Genomic DNA, 16,215 nt, shown 5'->3' on the forward strand with positions numbered 1-16,215 from the left:
CGTGCTCACCGTGCGGTGCTCAGCGGTGTCCGCGCAGCCGTTCGTGCACCGTGTACGGCGCCGACGTGTACGCGGCCCGCACCCGCGTCCCCCCGTCCACCAGCAGGTCCGCCCCGGTCACCCACTGAGCGGCGTCCGATGCCAGCCACACCACTGCCCGCGCCACGTCCTCCGGCTCGCCGATCCGCCCGAGCGGCAGCCCTGCGGCCACGTCGCGCTCGCCCGGTTCCCAGACGAATCGAGCCATTTCCGTGCGGACGAGGCCGGGGGAGACGGAGTTGACCCGTACCTTCGGCGCCAGTTCGCCCGCGAGCTGCCGGGTCAGGTGGAGGAGGGCCGCCTTGCTGGTGCCGTAGGCCCCGACGCTCGGCCCGACATGCCCGGCGCCCTCCGTGCAGACGTTCACCACCGCGCCGCCGTGCTCGCCCATCCAGGCCCGCCAGGCGCACCGCACCAGCCGCAGCGGCGCCTCGACGTTGACCGTGAACGCCTGGCGCCAGGCGTCCGGATCGGCCTCCATGAGCGGTCCGTACGGCTGGTTGGTCGCCGCGTTGTTGACCAGCACGTCGAGCCGCCCGAACTCCCGCAGGACCAGCTCCGTGACCTGCGAGAGGTGGGCCGGGTCGGCGACGCTGCCCGCCAAGCCGATGCCGCCCAGCTCCCCGGCGGTCCGTCGCACGTCGTCGGCATCCCGGGCGGTCACGCACACCAGCGCCCCGGCGCCGGCCAACTGCCCCGCGACGGCCCGCCCGATGCCGCGCGTGGCGCCGGTGACGATCGCGGCCCTGCCCTCAAGTCCGTACGACGACGTCATCGGCGTACCGTCTCATGACGGACCGTCAGTCGACAGCCCCGAGACGGGAGTTGCGCGCCGCCACCAGCTCCAGCACGGTGCGCCAGTCCTCCAGTACGCCCGCGTCGAACCCGGCGAACCAGCCCTCCTCGTCGGCCTGGCGCAGGCGCAGCAGGTCGTCGTCGGTGGGAGCGTCGCCCGTGGCGTGTCCGCGGACGAGGGCGAAGACGCGTTCGCCGAGCAGGGCGCGGACCGCGTCGGCGGCGCAGTCCGCCTGCGCGGTCTCGTCGCCCGGCCGCAGCAGCGGGCCGATCGCCTGCACCAGGCCCGCCACCTGGAGCTCCTTGTCGGCGGGCCGGGTGCGGCGCAGCAGGGCGGCGGTCCGCAGCGCGTGTTGGTGGAGGTCGACTCGGCCGCCGCCGAGAGGGGGCGTGGCCCACGCGCCCCGGCAGGCGTTCAGCAGATCCATCAGCTCTTCGACACTGCGCAGCTCCATGCGCCAGTCCTCCCGCCGGACAAGCCGTATGGTCCGCCAGCAGATCATGGCCGGCTTGCGAATCGGCCAACGGGATCTGAACTGCGTCGCCTGTTCGGCGGCGTAGGCCATACGGGGGAGTCCCAAACGGTGCATGATGTTACGAACAGGCACATATCATGCCTGGTCGAACACGGGACGACTCCGGATAGTTACCCTTTGTTTTCAGCCCTATCGAGCGGCCGCCCGCTCATTTGGTTAATCTGTAGGCGACGGACGGCAGCACGGGGTCCTACCCACACCCAAGGTCCGTCATGGGACACGCCCGTTCACCACGGCTTGATCTCGTACGACCAACCGGCGCCACCGCGTCCGAACTGCTTCCAGCCACACCCGAGCGGGCGCCGAGGACCAGGCCTTTGACTGGCAGGCATGCCCCGAGGGTGACCCGACACATAAGGAGTGCGCGGTGACACCGGAGAAGACGAATCGCGAGCAACGCCCCAAGGAACGCCCGGAGCGTGCGGGCCGCCGGCCCGGAGAGCTCGGCAGCCTCGACGTGTGGGCCCGGTCCGCCCCCATCCGCCTGGCCGGTTACGAGGACGACCTCGCCGAGCCCCACATCCTGCCCAGCGTGGACTGACCGACCGGGACAGGACCCGTCGCGATCGCCGAAGGCATGGGCGTGCGAAACTCACGCCCATGCTGATCAGAGAAGCCGTGGCCGAGGACTGGCCACGGATCTGGCCTTTCTGGCACCGGATCGTCGCCGTCGGCGAGACCTACACCTGGGACCCGGACACCTCCGAAGAGGCGGCCCGCGCCCTGTGGATGGCCCCGGCCAAACGCGTCTACGTCGTCGAGGACGACACCGGCGCCCTCGTCGCCTCCGCCTACCTCACCCCCAACTACGGCGGCCCCGCCGCCCGCATCGCCAACGCGGGCTTCATGGTCGACCCCGACCAGGGCGGCCGGGGCTTCGGCCGCGCCCTCGCCGAGCACATCCTGGGCGCGGCGAAGGCCGAGGGTTATCGGGGCATGGTGTTCAACGCCGTCGTCGAGACCAACCCGGCCGTGAAGCTGTGGACCTCCTTCGGCTTCACGATCCTCGGCACCGTCCCGGACGCCTACGAACACCCCCGGCACGGGCGCGTGGGCCTGCACATCATGTACAAGGCCCTCTAGCGCGCCTCTACTCCAGAGGTGCCGTCCGCTGCCACGGGTGCCGCTCCTCCAGTTGCTCCGCCACCGCGAGCAGATCCGCCTCCGACCCCTGCAGCCCCACGAGCTGTACGGCGCAGGGGGCGCCGGAGGGCAGCGTCCCGAAGGGGACCGACATAGCCGGCCAGCCGGTCAGGTTCCACGGCGGGGTCAGCGGCGAGTAGTTCGTGTTCGCCAGGACGTTGCGCAGCCAGCCCCGCTCGTGCCAGGCCGCGGCCTGCGGGGAGCGGCGGGCGAGCGCCGGGGTGAGCAGCACGTCGTACTCGCCGAAGAACGGCTCCAGGCGCCGGCGCAGCGCCTGACGCGCCTCGCCGGACCGGACGGTGTTCACGAAGCGGCGGCCCACGGCCGCGTGCACCCGGGTGCGCCGCGTCAGCAGCCGTCGGTCGAGGCTCTCCGCGTCCACCGCGGTGCCGGCCGTCCAGTGGGCGAGCGAGGTGAGGCTCAGCGACAGGGGATACGGCGGATCGGCCCGGCGGACCCTGTGACCTGCCTTCATGAGCAGCTCCGCCGCCTCCCGCACCGCGGTCGTATACGGCCTGGTGACGGCGACGCCGGCGATCGGGCTGCGCAGGGAGACGGCGACCCGGTGGGTGGCGGACGGGTCCTTCCGTACGACGTCGGTGTCCGCGAGGACCGACAGCAGCAGGCGCGCGTCCTCGACCGTCGTGGCGAGGGGCCCGTTCTCGGACATGCCGAACCAGGTGCTGGTGCCCGCCGGGACCACTCCGGGGCCCGGCTTGATGGTGACCAGGCCGCAGTTGGCCGCGGGTATGCGCAGGGAGCCCATGCCGTCGTTGCCCAGTGCGATCGGCACCAGGCCGGCGGCGACCGCGGCCGCGCTGCCCCCGGACGAGCCCCCCGCGGTGCGCGAGGTGTCCCACGGGTTGCGGGCCATGCCGTGGACGCCCTCCGAGGTGCCGAAGACGCACAGTTCCGGCACGTTGGTCAGCCCCACGACCACCGCACCCGCCGCCCGCAGCCGGGCCACGGTGACATGGTCCTCAGTGGCGGGCGTCTCGGGTGTCGCCGCGGAGCCGACGCGCATCGTCTCGCCGCGCACGGCGAGGTTGTCCTTGATCGCCACGGGTACGCCCGCCAGGGGCAGTTCGCCCAGGTCGCCCCGCGCGGCCACCTCGTCGGCCTCGGCGAGCGCCGCCTCGGCCCGGACCACCCGGAACGCCCCGACGCGACCGTCGAGCCGCTCGATCCGGGCGAGGTGCTCGGCCACCACCTCCCGGGGAGTGGCGCGCTTCTCGCGTACGGCGGCGGCGATCTCGGCGGCGGTCCGGCCGACCCAGTTGGTCACGGGCGCTCCTTGGGAGGCTACTGGTGGGTACGTATGGAGAACTCTGCCCGGGACCGGACGCCGCGTCGAGAGCGTTCGCGCTTGGACATTCGGAACGGTCTTCTTGGACTTTTCGCGGTCCGGCGGTCGACTCCGGCGACCGACCCGGCAGGTCATCCGATCAATGGCCCAACTTCCGTGCCATCGAGCCCCATTGACAGGCCGAGAGGGCAAGCCAATCATCAGGCCTCCGATGAATGGGAGTCGCTGATGAGAAAACGGCTGAGACTGGTCGGCGTCATGGCGGTGCTGATGGTGCTCCTGGCACCGGTTCCGGCCCTCGCGCGGCAGGAGCAGGCTCCGCCGGTCACCGTGCCCGCCCTCTCCGACTGGACGCCCGTCTCCGGCAGCTACGTCTTCCGGCCGGGTTCCCGTCTGGTCGCGGACAGCCCGGCCGAACGCCGCGTCGCCGGCACCCTGGCCGACGACCTCAGGGCGGCGGGCCACGGCCGGGTCCCGGTGGTGACCGGCGGCGCCCGCGCCGGTGACATCGTTATCGACGTACGGTCGGGCCGGGCGGCGCTCGGTGACGAGGGCTACGAACTCCGTGCGGGGGAGCGGCTGTCGGTGACCGGCGCGACGGAGACCGGCGCCTTCTACGGCACTTGGACCCTGCTCCAGCTCCTCGCGCAGGGCGACCGGATCCCCGCGGGACGCACCGTCGACGTGCCCCGCTACAAGGAACGCGGCGTCGGCGTCTGCGCCTGCTACATCAACATCTCGCTGCCCTGGCTGGAGAACCTCGTCCGGGAGATGGCGTACCACAAGCTCAACCAGCTGCTCCTCGAACTGAAGGTGAAGAGCGACGCCCACCCCGAGGCCAACACCTGGGGTTACTACACCAAGGACGAGATCCGCCGCCTCGTGGCCCTCGGCGAGCGGTACCACGTGGAGATCATCCCCGAGATCAACTCCCCGGGGCACATGGACCCGTGGATAGAGAACCGGCCGGATCTCCAGCTGACCGACTCCGACGGCGCCAAGCAGCCCTCGCGCCTCGACATCACGCAGCCGGCCGCCTTCGACTACTACACGAGTCTGATCGACGAGTACGACCAGGTCTTCACCGGCGGCTCCTGGCACATGGGGGCCGACGAGTACATGCTCGGCTCCGACTTCGCCAAGTACCCGCAGGTCCTGCGGTACGCCCAGGAGAGGTACGGCCCCGACGCCACACCTCAGGACGCGTTCATCGACTTCGTCAACCGGGTCCACGCCTACGCGGCGGCCAAGGGCAAGAAGCTGCGCATCTGGAACGACGGCCTCACCGGTGCCAACACCGTGCCGGTGGCGGCGGGCACGACCGTCGAGCACTGGCTGAACGTGGCGACGAAGCCGAGCCAACTCCTCGCGCAGGGCTACCCGTTGATGAACGCGGCCTACGCGCTGTACCTCGTCCGCGGCGGCTTCCACAGCGACACCAAGGGGCTGTACGACCAGAGCTGGGACCCGCGCAGCTTCGAGGGCGAGAAACTGGCCTCCAGCGAGGGCATCGCCGGCGCGAAGATCAGCCTCTGGCCCGACAACGGGCGCGGAGAGACCGAGAACGAGGTCTCCGTCGGCCTGTGGCCCGCGCTGCGGCACGTCGCCCAGGCCACCTGGGGCGATCCGCACCCCGACGCCACGTACGCCGCGTTCACCGCGCGCGGCGCCGCCGTCGGGCACGCACCGGGGTGGCGGGACCTGACCCGGGTGCCGGTGGCGGACGGGACGTACACCTTCCACGCGGACGGCAGGTCCTTCGAGGCCGAGGTGCGGCGCACGGCCGACGGCTATGTGACCCTGCGGACCGACGAAGGCTGCCTGGAGATTCGTGGCGGCAAGCTCACCCTCAATGTGCCCCTCCAGCCGGGTGTCGCAGCCGCCCCGCAGACCTGCGACGCCGCGAACACCCTGCAGCGCTGGGAGCTGGAACCCGCCCAGGGCGGCTACCACCTGGTCAACGCGATCACGCGGATGGCCGTGAGCGCCGGCGCCGACGGTGCGCTCGTGCAGTACCCGCCCGACCAACGCCCGCCCGCCCACTGGCACTTGACCGCCCACTGACGCGAGGAGCATCCCACCCATGGCCGTGTCCCGACGCCTCTTCGTCACCGCCACCTCCGCCGCCACCGCACTGGCCGTGACCGGAGTGGCGGCCCCGCCGGCGTCCGCCGCCGCGGACGGCCCCCGTCAGCTCATCCCCGTCTCCCCGGACGACACCGAGGCCGACCTGGTCCGCAAGGCCTCCCAAGTCCGGCCCACCGCACGGCAGATCGCCTGGCAGCGCCTGGAGCGCACGGCGTTCCTGCACTTCGGCGTGAACACCTTCACCGGCCTCGAATGGGGCACCGGCGACGAGGACCCCGACGTCTTCCAGCCGGCCGGCCTCGACACCGACCAGTGGGCCAGAGCCCTGCGCGACGGCGGCTTCAAGCTCGCCATCCTCACCGTCAAGCACCACGACGGCTTCGTCCTCTATCCCTCCCGCTACACCGGCCACACCGTGGCGTCCAGCAGTTGGCAGGACGGACAGGGCGACGTACTGCGCTCGTTCGCCGACTCCATGCGCCGCCACGGCATCAAGGTCGGCGTCTACATCTCGCCCGCCGACGAGAACCAGTACCTGCACGGCGTGTACGCCAACGGCAGCGCCCGCGCCGCGCACACCATCCCCACCCTCGTCGACGGCGACGACCGCACACCCCAGCGGTCGTACACCCTCCAGGCCACCGACTACGGCGCGCACATGCTCAACCAGCTCTACGAGGTCCTCACCGAGTACGGCCCGGTCGACGAGGTCTGGTTCGACGGTGCCCAGGGGCACATCCCGCCGGACAAGGTCGAGAAGTACGACTGGGACAGCTGGTACTCCCTGGTGCGCACGCTCGCGCCGGACGCCTCGATCGCCGTCTCCGGGCCCGATGTGCGCTGGGTCGGCAACGAGGGCGGCTCGGCGCGCGAGGACGAGTGGAGTGTCGTACCGGTCACCGAGAAGGACTACGGGCGGACCGACTTCGCGCTCTCCTACGACGCGGCCGACATGGGCGGCAGAGACGCCCTGGTGGCGGCCCGCCCCGTCGCGGACTACCTCCAGTGGTGGCCCGCCGAGAGCGATGTGTCCATCCGGGACGGCTGGTTCTACCACGCCGACCAACAGCCCAAGAGTGTCGAGCAGTTGGCGGACATCTACTTCCGGTCCGTGGGACGCAACTCCGTGCTGCTGCTCAACATCCCGCCGGACACGGACGGGTTGCTGCCCGCAGCGGACGTGGTCCGGCTGCGGGAGTTCCGTGAGCGGGTGGACCGGGAGCTGCCCGAGGACCTGGCGGCCCGAGCACGGACCACCGTCACGCCGGGGCGAGTCACCCTCGACCTGGGGGTCGAGCGGGAGGTGGACCGGATCCGGCTGGCGGAGGACATCCGGGAGGGGCAGCAGGTCGAGAGCTTCGTGGTCGAGGCGCAGCTCGAAGGCGCGTGGACGGAGGTGACGCGCGCCGGGACCGTCGGCGCGAGCCGGATCCTGCTGCTGGCCGCTCCGGTACGGGCGCGGCGGTGGCGGGTACGGGTGACCGGGGCGCGGGCGGCCGTACGGATCGCGGAGTTCGGGCTGTACCGGTCGCGGGTCTGAGCGGGTCCCGGCGGCTCAGCGCAGGTGGCGCTCGAAGAAGGCCATCGTGGTGTCCATCGAGCGCGGCCACTGGGAGTAGAAGGTGTGGCCCTCGCCGGAGTAGGTCCGGAGCTGGACGTCCTTGCCCGCCTTCTCGAACGCGGCCACGGTCTGCCGGGTCCAGGCGATGGGGCAGGTGTCGTCGGCGGTGCCGTGGTGGATGAGCAGCGGCTCGGTGACCCGGTCCAGGTAGGTGATCGGCGAGGCCTCCTTCCAGAAGGCCGGGTTCTCCTCGGGCGTGCCGTGCTCGGCCTCTATCTGGGCGACGATCGGGTCCCCGTCGGGGCGCTGGAAGTGGTCGATGTTCTCCTCCGGGCGCGAGCTGACCGGTGCGAAGGCGACGGCGGCGTCGAACAGGCCCGGGGCGACCACCAGGGTGTTGTAGACGACGCCGCCGCCCATCGACCGGCCCAGCAGTCCGATGCGGTCGCCGTCGATCTCCGGCCGCCCGGACGAGCGCAGGGCCATCGCGGCCGCGATGACGTCTTCGGTGTAGCCGAGCCGCAGGTTGACGTCGTTGTCGGGGTCCTTGTCCGACCGCGCGTGGTTGCGGTAGTCGGTGTGCAGGACGACATAGCCGTTGCGGGCGAGGAGGTCCTGTTCGCGGGCGAGGCCCCGGCCGGTGGTGTAGACGGCGGGGTCGATGTAACCGTGGGCCAGGACCAGCGCGGGGAAGGGCCCCTTGCCGGTCGGGATGTTCATGAGGCCGGAGATCGTCAGCCCGTTCGCCTCGTACGTCACCTGGTAGCTGGTGTAGGCGTCGGTCCGGGCGAGGACGGTGCCGAGCCGCAGGCCGGAGCCCTTGTGCTCGCGCTGGATCAGGCCCGGGATGGACACCGGGTTGACGGGGGTGCGGGTGGGGGAGGGCGAGACGGAGGGGGACCGGGTGGGCGCAGGCGGGCTGGTGCGCGCGGCATCGCCGCCGTCGCCGTCTCCGCTGCAGCCGGTCGCGGCCACCAGCACCAGCGCGGCGGCGACACAGGCCGTACTCCATGACCGCATACGGCCATTGTCGCCCGAGCGGCGACGACCGGCACCCGTTTCCCGAGCCTTCAGCCTCCCCGCGCCACCCCGGTACTGTCCCGGCCGATCAACCGCGGCACCGGCACCCGCACGGTCCGGGCCGGGCCGCCGTCCAGCAGGGCCGTCAGCTCCGTGGCCGCCGTACGCCCGAACTCCACGCTGTCCCGGGACAGCGCCGACAGCCAGGGCTTGACCATGCGGCACAGGGCCGAGTCCTCCCAGGCCACCACCGAGACGTCGGCCGGCACCGAGAAGCCCAGCTCGACCGCGGCGGCGACCCCGGCGACGGCCATCACGTCGTTGTCGTAGATCAGGGCGGTCGGGGGAGTGGACACCTCGAGGACCCGGCGGGTGACGGCCGCGCCCGCCGCGTCGGAGTAGTCGGTGGGTACCGACTCCACCTCGGTCAGAGCGCGCCGCCCGGCCTCGGCCCGCAGCGTACGGATCCGGCGCTCGGTGTGCGCGAGGCCTGCCAGGCCCGCGATGTGGACGATCCGCCGGTGGCCGAGCGCATACAGCTCGTCCACGACCGAGGCCATGGCACCCCCGTCGTCCGCCCACACGGTCGACAGCCCCGGGTGCCGTTCGTCCGGGGCGCCGCCGATCACCACGGCGGGCAGGCCCAGTTCGTCGAGCAGGTCGGGCCGGGGGTCGTCGGTGCGCGGGTCGACCACCAGCACGCCGTCCACCCGGTGCTCGGCCCACCAGCGCCGGTAGACCGCGCACTCGTCGTCGACATCCTCGACCACCTGGAACAGCAGTCCGAGATGGCGCTCCGCCAGCACCTCCTGGATGCCCGAGACGAGTTGCAGGAAGAAGGAGTCCAGGCCGAGTGTCTCCGCGGGCCGGGCCAGCACGAAACCGACCGTCGCCGCGCCCTCCCCGGACAGCGCGCGGGCCGCCGTACTGGGCCGCCAGCCCAGCTCCTCCGCGACCCGCCGCACCCGGTCGCGGGTCTCCTCGGAGACTCCCGGCCGGCCGTTCAGCGCGAAGGAGACGGCGCTCTGGGAGATCCCGGCGTGCCGCGCGATGTCCTTCATCGTCGGCCGACGGGCCGGCGATCGCCTGCCTGACAAGGTGCTTCTCCATTCCTGCGACGCATTCCTGGCCCAGTATGCACTAATGCGCTTCAGCTCCTGCGACCTTAAGCGCATTAGTAACTAAAGAAATTAGCTGCGCGGAAGTTGTTGACGGGCCAGTGGAGCGGCGTGCAGGGCCTGCCACGTCGACCAATTCCGCCGCAAAGGAGGACGGTTCACGGTGCCCGTTTCCCGCAGAACCCTCGCTGTCGCTATCACCGCCTGTCTCGCCCTGTCACTGAGCGCCTGCGGCTCGGGAGGCGACGGCGGCGGCTCGACCGACGCCTCCGGCAAGGTCGAGGGCGACATCACCTTCCAGACCTGGAACCTGAGAGCCAACTTCAAGCCGTACTTCGAGGGCGTGATCGCCGACTTCGAGAAGAAGTACCCCGGCACCCACGTCAAGTGGGTCGACCAGCCCGCCGAGGGCTACGCCGACAAGATCAGCGCGGACGCCGCCGGCGGCACCCTGCCCGACGTCGTCAACGTCTCGCCGGACCTCGTCGCCCCGCTCGCCAAGGCCGGCCTCGCACTCGACCTCGACAAGGCGGCACCGCAGTACAAGAAGGAGTACCTGGCGGGCGCCTGGGCCAGCCACGAGATACCGGGCATGACCGGCACCTACGCCTTCCCCTGGTACCTCAACACCGGCCCGCTCTTCTACAACAAGTCCCTCTTCGAGGAGGCGGGACTCGACCCCGACCAGCCGCCGAAGACGTACGACGAACTCTTCGCCGACGCCCTGGAGCTGGCCGACAAGAGCGACGGCGAGGTCGCCACCCTCGCCAACGTGCCCACCATCGAGGACTTCGGCCGCTACGGCGTCGAGCTCATGAACAAGGAGGGCACCGCCTTCTCCTTCAACGACGCCAAGGGAGTCGAACTCCTCACCAAGTACAAGGAGCTGTACGACGCCAAGGCGCTCGACCCGCAGGCGCTGACCGCGACCCCCGAGTCCTCCGGCAAGAAGTTCCTCACCGGGGCTGTCGCCATGAACCCCGGCAGTGCCCTGGACCTCGGCAACTTCAAGAAGCAGGCGCCGAACCTGTACAAGAACATCGGCATCACCGACCAGATCACCAGCACCGGCCACGTCAACATGTACGTGATGGGCGTGATGGTCAACGCGCAGACCAAGAAGACGCCCGCCGCGGTCGCCTTCGCGCACTTCGTCACCGACGCCGAGCACCAGATGTCCTTCGCCAAGCAGGTCGCGATCTTCCCGAGCACCGCGGGCTCGCTCGACGACCCGTACTTCACCAAGGAGGACGGGACGGACGAGACACGGGTGCGGGTGGCGGCGGCCAAGTCGCTGAAGAACGCCGTCAATTACACGCCCGTGCTGTTCAGCGAGCAGATGAAGACCGCGCTGCGCAACGAGATCGCCAAGGCGCTGCAGGGCAAGGAGAGCCCCCAGGAAGCGCTTGACAACGCTGTCGAGGCCTGCGACCGGCTTCTGCAGCAGCAGGGATAGGGCGCGATGGCCACGTCCGCCGTCTCCCGGGTGCGGCGCCAACTGCCCACCAGCCCCTGGCTGTTCGCCGCCCCCGGGTTGCTGATCATCGGCGCGTTCATCCTCTACCCGTTCGTCTCCACCCTGGTCAACGCCTTCACCGACCGCCGTACGCTGATCCCGGGCGAGTTCGTGGGACTCGCCAACTTCCGTGAGCTGCTGCACGACGACATGTTCTGGATCGGCCTGCGCAACAGCACGCTGTACGTCCTCGGGGTCGTCCCCGCGCTCGTGATCCTGCCGCTGCTGCTCGCGCTGCTGGTGCAGAAGAACATCCCCGGCATCGCCTTCTTCCGGTCCGCCTTCTACACCCCGGTCGTTGCGTCGATCGTCGTGGTCGGACTGATCTGGGTGTGGCTGCTCGACGAACGCGGCCTGGTCAACTCGCTGTTGGAGACCATCGGGGTCGGCCGGATCGGCTTCCTCAGCGACCAGTGGCTGCTCCTGCTGAGCGCCATGACCGTCACGGTCTGGAAGGGCCTCGGCTACTACATGATCATTTATCTGGCCGCGCTGGCGAACGTACCCCGTGAACTGCACGAGGCGGCGGCGGTCGACGGAGCGGGCGCGGTGCGCCGCTTCCTGACGGTCACCGTGCCGGCCGTCCGCTCCACCATGGTCCTGGTCGGGGCCCTCTCCTCGGTCGCCGCCTTCAAGGTGTTCTCCGAGGTCTACCTGATGGCCGGCCCGACCGGCGGCCCGGCGGGCGAGGACACCACCCTCGTGATGCTCGTCCAGCGCACCGGCACCGGCCTGACCGGCCGTGTCGGATACGCCTCCGCCATCTCCGTCGTCGTCTTCGTCGTCACCGTCGCCCTGATGCTGCTCGTGCTGCGGGCCGACCGGAGGGACAAGTCATGAGCGTCATGGAGAAGGTACGCCCCACTCCGAGGCCGGCCGTCGCCCGCGAACCCCGCGTCACCGACGAGCACGGCCGCCGCGTACGGGTGTGGGAGCTCGCCCTGCGCTACGCGCTGTTGCTCGCCGTCCTCGCCCTGACCGTAGGCCCGTTCCTCTGGCAGCTGTCGACCTCGCTGAAGGGCCCCACCGAGGACATCTACAGCTCCCCTCCGACCTTCCTGCCCGACCATCCCACCCTGCACAACTACGAACGGGTCGCCGACACCATCCCCGTGTGGGACTACGCCTTCAACTCGCTGAAGGTCGCCGCCGCCAACGTCGTCACCAACTGCGTCGGTGCGGCCCTCGCCGGATACGCCCTGGCCCGGCTGCGCTACCGGGGCCGCCGCGCGGCCACCCTCGCCTTCATCCTGGCGATGCTCGTGCCCGTGGAGGGCATCATCATCGCCCAGTTCACGACCATGCGGGAGCTCGGCCTCAACAACACGCTCGTCGGTGTGCTCCTGCCGGGCTGCATCGGTGCCATGAACGTCCTGCTGATGCGCAACGCCTTCCTCAACCTCCCCTACGAGATAGAGGAGGCGGCCTATGTCGACGGCGCCAACGTGTGGCAGCGGTTCCTGCGGATCGCCGTGCCGTCGGTGAGGGGAACCCTCGCCGTCGTGGCGATCTTCGCCTTCATGGGCGCCTGGGACGACTTCCTGTGGCCCCTCATCGTGCTGAGCGACCCGGACAAGTTCACGCTCACGATCGGCCTCAACTGCCTGCACGGCACCTTCGCCAACGACGAACGGCTCGTGGCCGCGGGCACGATCATCGCCGTGGCACCGCTGATCGCCCTCTTCGCCTGTCTGCAGCGGTACTTCTTCCGCGGGGTGGGCGAGGGCGCGGTCAAAGGCTGAACCACCCCCTGATTTCAAGGACACTGCATGCCTCCTGCCGTGCGCTTCGGCGTCAACTACACCCCCAGCGAAGGGTGGTTCCACCACTGGCTCGACTTCGACCTCGACTCCGTACGCGCCGACCTCGACTCGATCGCCGAGCTGGGCCTCGACCACGTCCGGGTGTTCCCGCTGTGGCCGTACTTCCAGCCCAACCGGTCCCTGATCCGCACCCGGGCCGTCGAGCAGTTGGTGCAGCTCGCCGACGCCGCCGCCGAACGCGGGCTCGACGTCAACGTGGACGGTCTGCAGGGGCACCTGAGCAGCTTCGACTTCCTGCCGGCCTGGACCCGCACCTGGCACCGGCGCAACCTCTTCACCGACCCGGACGTGCTTGAGGGCCAGGCGGCCTACCTGCGCACGCTCGCCGCCGCCCTCGCCGACCGGCCCAACTTCATCGGCATGACCCTCGGCAACGAGGTCAACCAGTTCTCGGCGGGCCCGCATCCTGACCCCGACCGGGCTTCCGTGGCGCAGATCGACGCCTGGCTGGACCGCATGCTCGCCGCCTGCGAGGAGGGCGCCCCGGGCCGGCTGCACCTGCACGCCGAGTACGACGCCACCTGGTACCAGGACGACCAGCCGTTCACCCCGGCCCAGGCCGCCCGCCGCGGCGCCGTCACAGCCGTGCACTCCTGGGTCTTCAACGGCACCGCGCAGCGCCACGGCCGTACCTCCGTGCCGACCGAGCACCACGCCGCGTACCTCGTCGAGCTGAGCAAGGCATGGGCCGACGACCCGCACCGGCCGGTCTGGCTCCAGGAGGTCGGCGCGCCCGCGCCCCTGATCCCGGCCCAGCACGCCGCCGCCTTCACGGAGGCGACCGTCGCGAACGCCCTGGACTGCCCCGACCTGTGGGGGATCACCTGGTGGTGTTCGCACGACGTCTCGCGTGACCTCGCCGACTTCCCGGACCTCGAGTACGGGCTCGGCCTGCTCACCAACGACCGCAAACCGAAGGACGCGGCACGGGTGCTGGCCCGCGCGGCGAGCGAGCGCACGTACGCGCCGCCCGCACCCCGCACCACGGCGCTCGTCGTTCCGGCCGACCCCTCGACCCGCTCGCGCTGCGCACCGGGCGGCCCCGTCTTCGACGCCTTCTTCCGGCTGGTCGCCGACGGCGTCCGCCCGACCACCGTCCTCGACACACGCGCCGAGGACCAGCAGCATCTCGCCGCGCGCGGCATCACCGACGTCCTCACTCCCGACCAGGTACTCCCTCTCCCACAAGGACCCCACGGAGGCACCCGCTCGTGAAGCCCACCAGACGCACCGTCCTGCTCGCCGGGGCCGGCGCCGCTGCCGCCCTGCTCCCCTCGCTGCCGGTGGCGGCAGCACCCAAGGCCGCCGCCGCGCTCCAGCCCTACGCCTCCTACTGGTATCCGGACTCGCTGCCCTCGGGCACCCCGGGCACCGGCATCACCTGGCGCGGTCTGAAGTCCTGGCGGGCGACCGATGACCCGGACCTCGCCTTCAACGCGGCGTCCGTGCCGCTTGCCGCGCGCTTCACCCCCACCCCGGCGAATGCGACGGCCCGTACCGGCCAGGCCCGTATCCAGTCGCTGGTGTCCTTCGGCCCCACGGCGAGCAACCCCTCGCAGGGCTCGGCCACCGCCGACTACTACGCCCTCACCCACTGGGCGTACATCGACGAACTGGTCTTCTGGGGCGGCTCCTCCGGCGAAGGGCTGATCCTCGCGCCGAACGCGCCGATCGTGGATGCCGCCCACCGGCACGGCGTGCCCGTGCTCGGCAACATCTTCCTGCCGCCGGCCGCCTACGGCGGGCAGCTGCAGTGGACCCGGGACCTGGTGCAGAAGGACGCGGCGGGGCGCTACCCGCTGGCCGCACAGCTCGTCGCGGTGGCGTCCGCGTACGGCTTCGACGGGTGGTTCGTGAACGCCGAGACCGGCGGCGGGGACACCGCCCTCGGGACAGCCATGCAGGGGTTCATGCGGGAGTTGAAGTCGCTGGCCGCGGCCGCGGGGCAGCGGGTGACCTGGTACGACTCGATGACCGTGAACGGGGCGGTGAGCTGGCAGGGCGCCCTCAACGCACAGAACCAGGCGTTCTTCCAGGTCGCCGACGACATGTTCGTCGACTTCCGCTGGTCGGCGAGCGGCCTGGCGGCGTCGGGGACGCGCGCCGAACAACTGGGGCGCAGCCGCTACGAGCTGTGGGCGGGCGTGGACGTGGAGGCCAACGGCTGGAACACGTCCGAGAACTGGGACGCCATCGTGCCGAGCGACCGGCCGCACATCACGTCGATCGGGCTGTACCGGCCGGAGTGGACGCGCAACCAGCTGCCCGCCGACGGCCGGGCTCCGGGCGCCTTCCACGCCGCCGACGACCGGTTCTGGACCGGGCGCTCCCTCGACCCGTCCCGGCCGGACGGCACGGACAGCTGGCGGGCACCGGCCGTATCGGTCGCCGACCGGTCGACGGTGACCTCGGTGCCGTTCGCGAGCGTGTTCAACGCCGGGCACGGACTGCGGTGGTACGAGGAGGGCGTCGTCACCTCGGACGCGCCCTGGAACCACCTGGGACTGCAGGACCGGCTGCCGTCGCGGCGGTGGGTGGTACGGACGGAGGGGGAGCGGCCGGCTGTGTCCTTCGACTTCGCGGACGCGTGGCGGGGCGGCAGCAGTGTGCTGGTGGACGGTGAACTGAACGCGCCCGTCACGGTGGATCTGTACGCTTCACAGCTCCCGATCACTGTGGACACGGTTGTCGAGCTGACGCATCGGACGGACTCCGGGCATGTGAACGTCGAGCTGGCGATCGCGACGGCCGAACCCGGCGAGGTCGGCACGCCACCGCCGTACACATATCTGCCTGTGAACTCGGTCAACAGCTGGCAGACCGTGACGGTCCCGCTCACGGGCCTGTCCGGCGGCACCGTGCACGCCATCGGCGTCCGGCTCACCGCCGACGAGGGACCCGTGAAGTGGCGGCTCGGCGGCCTCGCCGTACGCGACGCCCGGCAGACTCCCGCTCCTCCGCAGGGCTTCCGCGTCACGGCCGCGAACGGCGGCGACCTGCGCCTCGCCTGGAACCCCGCCCCCGGTGCCGTCAACGAAGCGATGGCGCCGGCCACACGCCACTACACCCTCCACCGCCTCCTCCCCGACGGCACCCGCCGCTTCCTCGGCGGTACCTGCCAGCACGCCTACTTCGTCGCCGGCCTCCAGCCCGAGCAGGGCGAGCGGGCCGCGCGGTTCGAACTGCGTGCCGTGGGGGAGCTGTACACGTCGTCGGCCCCCGTCACCGTGACCCACCCCTGGTAACCACCCGCCCACGGACCCCTTACGG

Annotated in this window: 14 protein-coding genes; 9 read left to right on the plus strand and 5 right to left on the minus strand. The window is 71.1% G+C overall.

Going from position 1 to position 16,215, the window contains the following annotated elements:
* Positions 1–19 precede the first annotated feature (19 nt).
* Entirely contained in the window at positions 20–814 is a 795-nt protein-coding gene (locus AC5P09_RS27085; protein ID WP_493876373.1) for an SDR family oxidoreductase, read from the minus strand.
* Between the two features lie 25 nt (positions 815–839).
* On the minus strand, positions 840–1,289 hold the full coding sequence (locus AC5P09_RS27090; protein WP_493876374.1) for a hypothetical protein: 450 nt from the start codon (positions 1,287–1,289) through the stop codon (positions 840–842).
* A gap of 448 nt (positions 1,290–1,737) precedes the next feature.
* On the opposite strand from AC5P09_RS27090, the gene AC5P09_RS27095 reads away from it, so the two are divergent.
* Both AC5P09_RS27095 and AC5P09_RS27100 read left to right on the plus strand, forming a co-directional pair.
* Positions 1,738–1,911, plus strand: a complete 174-nt coding sequence (locus tag AC5P09_RS27095) for a hypothetical protein (RefSeq protein WP_184826938.1) — start codon at positions 1,738–1,740, stop codon at positions 1,909–1,911.
* A gap of 59 nt (positions 1,912–1,970) precedes the next feature.
* Complete coding sequence (locus AC5P09_RS27100; RefSeq protein WP_493876375.1) at positions 1,971–2,453, plus strand: GNAT family N-acetyltransferase; 483 nt, start codon at positions 1,971–1,973, stop codon at positions 2,451–2,453.
* 7 nt (positions 2,454–2,460) lie between these two features.
* On the opposite strand, the gene AC5P09_RS27105 is transcribed toward AC5P09_RS27100, so the two are convergent.
* Positions 2,461–3,798 carry an amidase gene (locus AC5P09_RS27105; protein WP_493876376.1) on the minus strand — a complete coding sequence of 446 codons (1,338 nt, stop codon included), beginning with the start codon at positions 3,796–3,798 and terminating at the stop codon, positions 2,461–2,463.
* 249 nt (positions 3,799–4,047) lie between these two features.
* On the opposite strand from AC5P09_RS27105, the gene AC5P09_RS27110 reads away from it, so the two are divergent.
* A complete protein-coding gene (locus AC5P09_RS27110; protein ID WP_493876377.1) occupies positions 4,048–5,883 on the plus strand; it encodes a glycoside hydrolase family 20 protein in 1,836 nt (611 codons plus the stop codon).
* Between the two features lie 19 nt (positions 5,884–5,902).
* Positions 5,903–7,447, plus strand: coding sequence for an alpha-L-fucosidase (locus tag AC5P09_RS27115; protein ID WP_493876378.1), 1,545 nt, complete (start codon positions 5,903–5,905; stop codon positions 7,445–7,447).
* A gap of 15 nt (positions 7,448–7,462) precedes the next feature.
* Here the strand turns inward: AC5P09_RS27115 and AC5P09_RS27120 are convergent, their stop codons facing one another.
* A complete protein-coding gene (locus AC5P09_RS27120; RefSeq protein WP_493876379.1) occupies positions 7,463–8,488 on the minus strand; it encodes an alpha/beta hydrolase family protein in 1,026 nt (341 codons plus the stop codon).
* A gap of 50 nt (positions 8,489–8,538) precedes the next feature.
* Positions 8,539–9,549, minus strand: a complete 1,011-nt coding sequence (locus tag AC5P09_RS27125) for a LacI family DNA-binding transcriptional regulator (protein ID WP_493876401.1) — start codon at positions 9,547–9,549, stop codon at positions 8,539–8,541.
* 220 nt (positions 9,550–9,769) lie between these two features.
* Here AC5P09_RS27125 and AC5P09_RS27130 point away from each other — a divergent pair, with 220 nt between their 5' ends.
* The 5 genes from AC5P09_RS27130 to AC5P09_RS27150 are packed head-to-tail and all read left to right on the plus strand — an operon-like array spanning position 9,770 to position 16,190.
* Positions 9,770–11,062: an ABC transporter substrate-binding protein gene (locus AC5P09_RS27130; protein ID WP_493876380.1), complete on the plus strand. Its 1,293-nt coding sequence runs from the start codon at positions 9,770–9,772 to the stop codon at positions 11,060–11,062.
* A gap of 6 nt (positions 11,063–11,068) precedes the next feature.
* The gene (locus AC5P09_RS27135; RefSeq protein ID WP_493876381.1) at positions 11,069–11,962 is read left to right on the plus strand and encodes a carbohydrate ABC transporter permease; all 894 of its coding nucleotides are present in this window, start codon (positions 11,069–11,071) and stop codon (positions 11,960–11,962) included.
* The gene (locus AC5P09_RS27140) at positions 11,959–12,864 is read left to right on the plus strand and encodes a carbohydrate ABC transporter permease (RefSeq protein WP_493876382.1); all 906 of its coding nucleotides are present in this window, start codon (positions 11,959–11,961) and stop codon (positions 12,862–12,864) included. The genes AC5P09_RS27135 and AC5P09_RS27140 overlap by 4 nt, the downstream gene beginning before the upstream one ends.
* Before the next feature lie 27 nt (positions 12,865–12,891).
* On the plus strand, positions 12,892–14,160 hold the full coding sequence (locus tag AC5P09_RS27145) for a glycoside hydrolase 5 family protein (protein ID WP_493876383.1): 1,269 nt from the start codon (positions 12,892–12,894) through the stop codon (positions 14,158–14,160).
* Positions 14,157–16,190: an endo-beta-N-acetylglucosaminidase gene (locus AC5P09_RS27150; protein WP_493876384.1), complete on the plus strand. Its 2,034-nt coding sequence runs from the start codon at positions 14,157–14,159 to the stop codon at positions 16,188–16,190. The genes AC5P09_RS27145 and AC5P09_RS27150 overlap by 4 nt, the downstream gene beginning before the upstream one ends.
* Positions 16,191–16,215: the final 25 nt, after the last annotated feature.

The sequence above is a fragment of the Streptomyces sp. a15 genome (assembly GCF_059026085.1).

What these genes read in the sequence shown, in the direction of transcription:
- AC5P09_RS27145 (WP_493876383.1), top strand. Translation starts at nt 12,892, where the DNA reads ATGCCTCCTGCCGTGCGCTTCGGCGTCAACTACACCCCCAGCGAAGGG.
- AC5P09_RS27115 (WP_493876378.1), top strand. Translation starts at nt 5,903, where the DNA reads ATGGCCGTGTCCCGACGCCTCTTCGTCACCGCCACCTCCGCCGCCACC.
- AC5P09_RS27135 (WP_493876381.1), top strand. Translation starts at nt 11,069, where the DNA reads ATGGCCACGTCCGCCGTCTCCCGGGTGCGGCGCCAACTGCCCACCAGC.
- AC5P09_RS27100 (WP_493876375.1), top strand. Translation starts at nt 1,971, where the DNA reads ATGCTGATCAGAGAAGCCGTGGCCGAGGACTGGCCACGGATCTGGCCT.
- AC5P09_RS27125 (WP_493876401.1), bottom strand. Translation starts at nt 9,549, where the DNA reads ATGAAGGACATCGCGCGGCACGCCGGGATCTCCCAGAGCGCCGTCTCC.
- AC5P09_RS27110 (WP_493876377.1), top strand. Translation starts at nt 4,048, where the DNA reads ATGAGAAAACGGCTGAGACTGGTCGGCGTCATGGCGGTGCTGATGGTG.
- AC5P09_RS27140 (WP_493876382.1), top strand. Translation starts at nt 11,959, where the DNA reads ATGAGCGTCATGGAGAAGGTACGCCCCACTCCGAGGCCGGCCGTCGCC.
- AC5P09_RS27120 (WP_493876379.1), bottom strand. Translation starts at nt 8,488, where the DNA reads ATGCGGTCATGGAGTACGGCCTGTGTCGCCGCCGCGCTGGTGCTGGTG.
- AC5P09_RS27090 (WP_493876374.1), bottom strand. Translation starts at nt 1,289, where the DNA reads ATGGAGCTGCGCAGTGTCGAAGAGCTGATGGATCTGCTGAACGCCTGC.
- AC5P09_RS27085 (WP_493876373.1), bottom strand. Translation starts at nt 814, where the DNA reads ATGACGTCGTCGTACGGACTTGAGGGCAGGGCCGCGATCGTCACCGGC.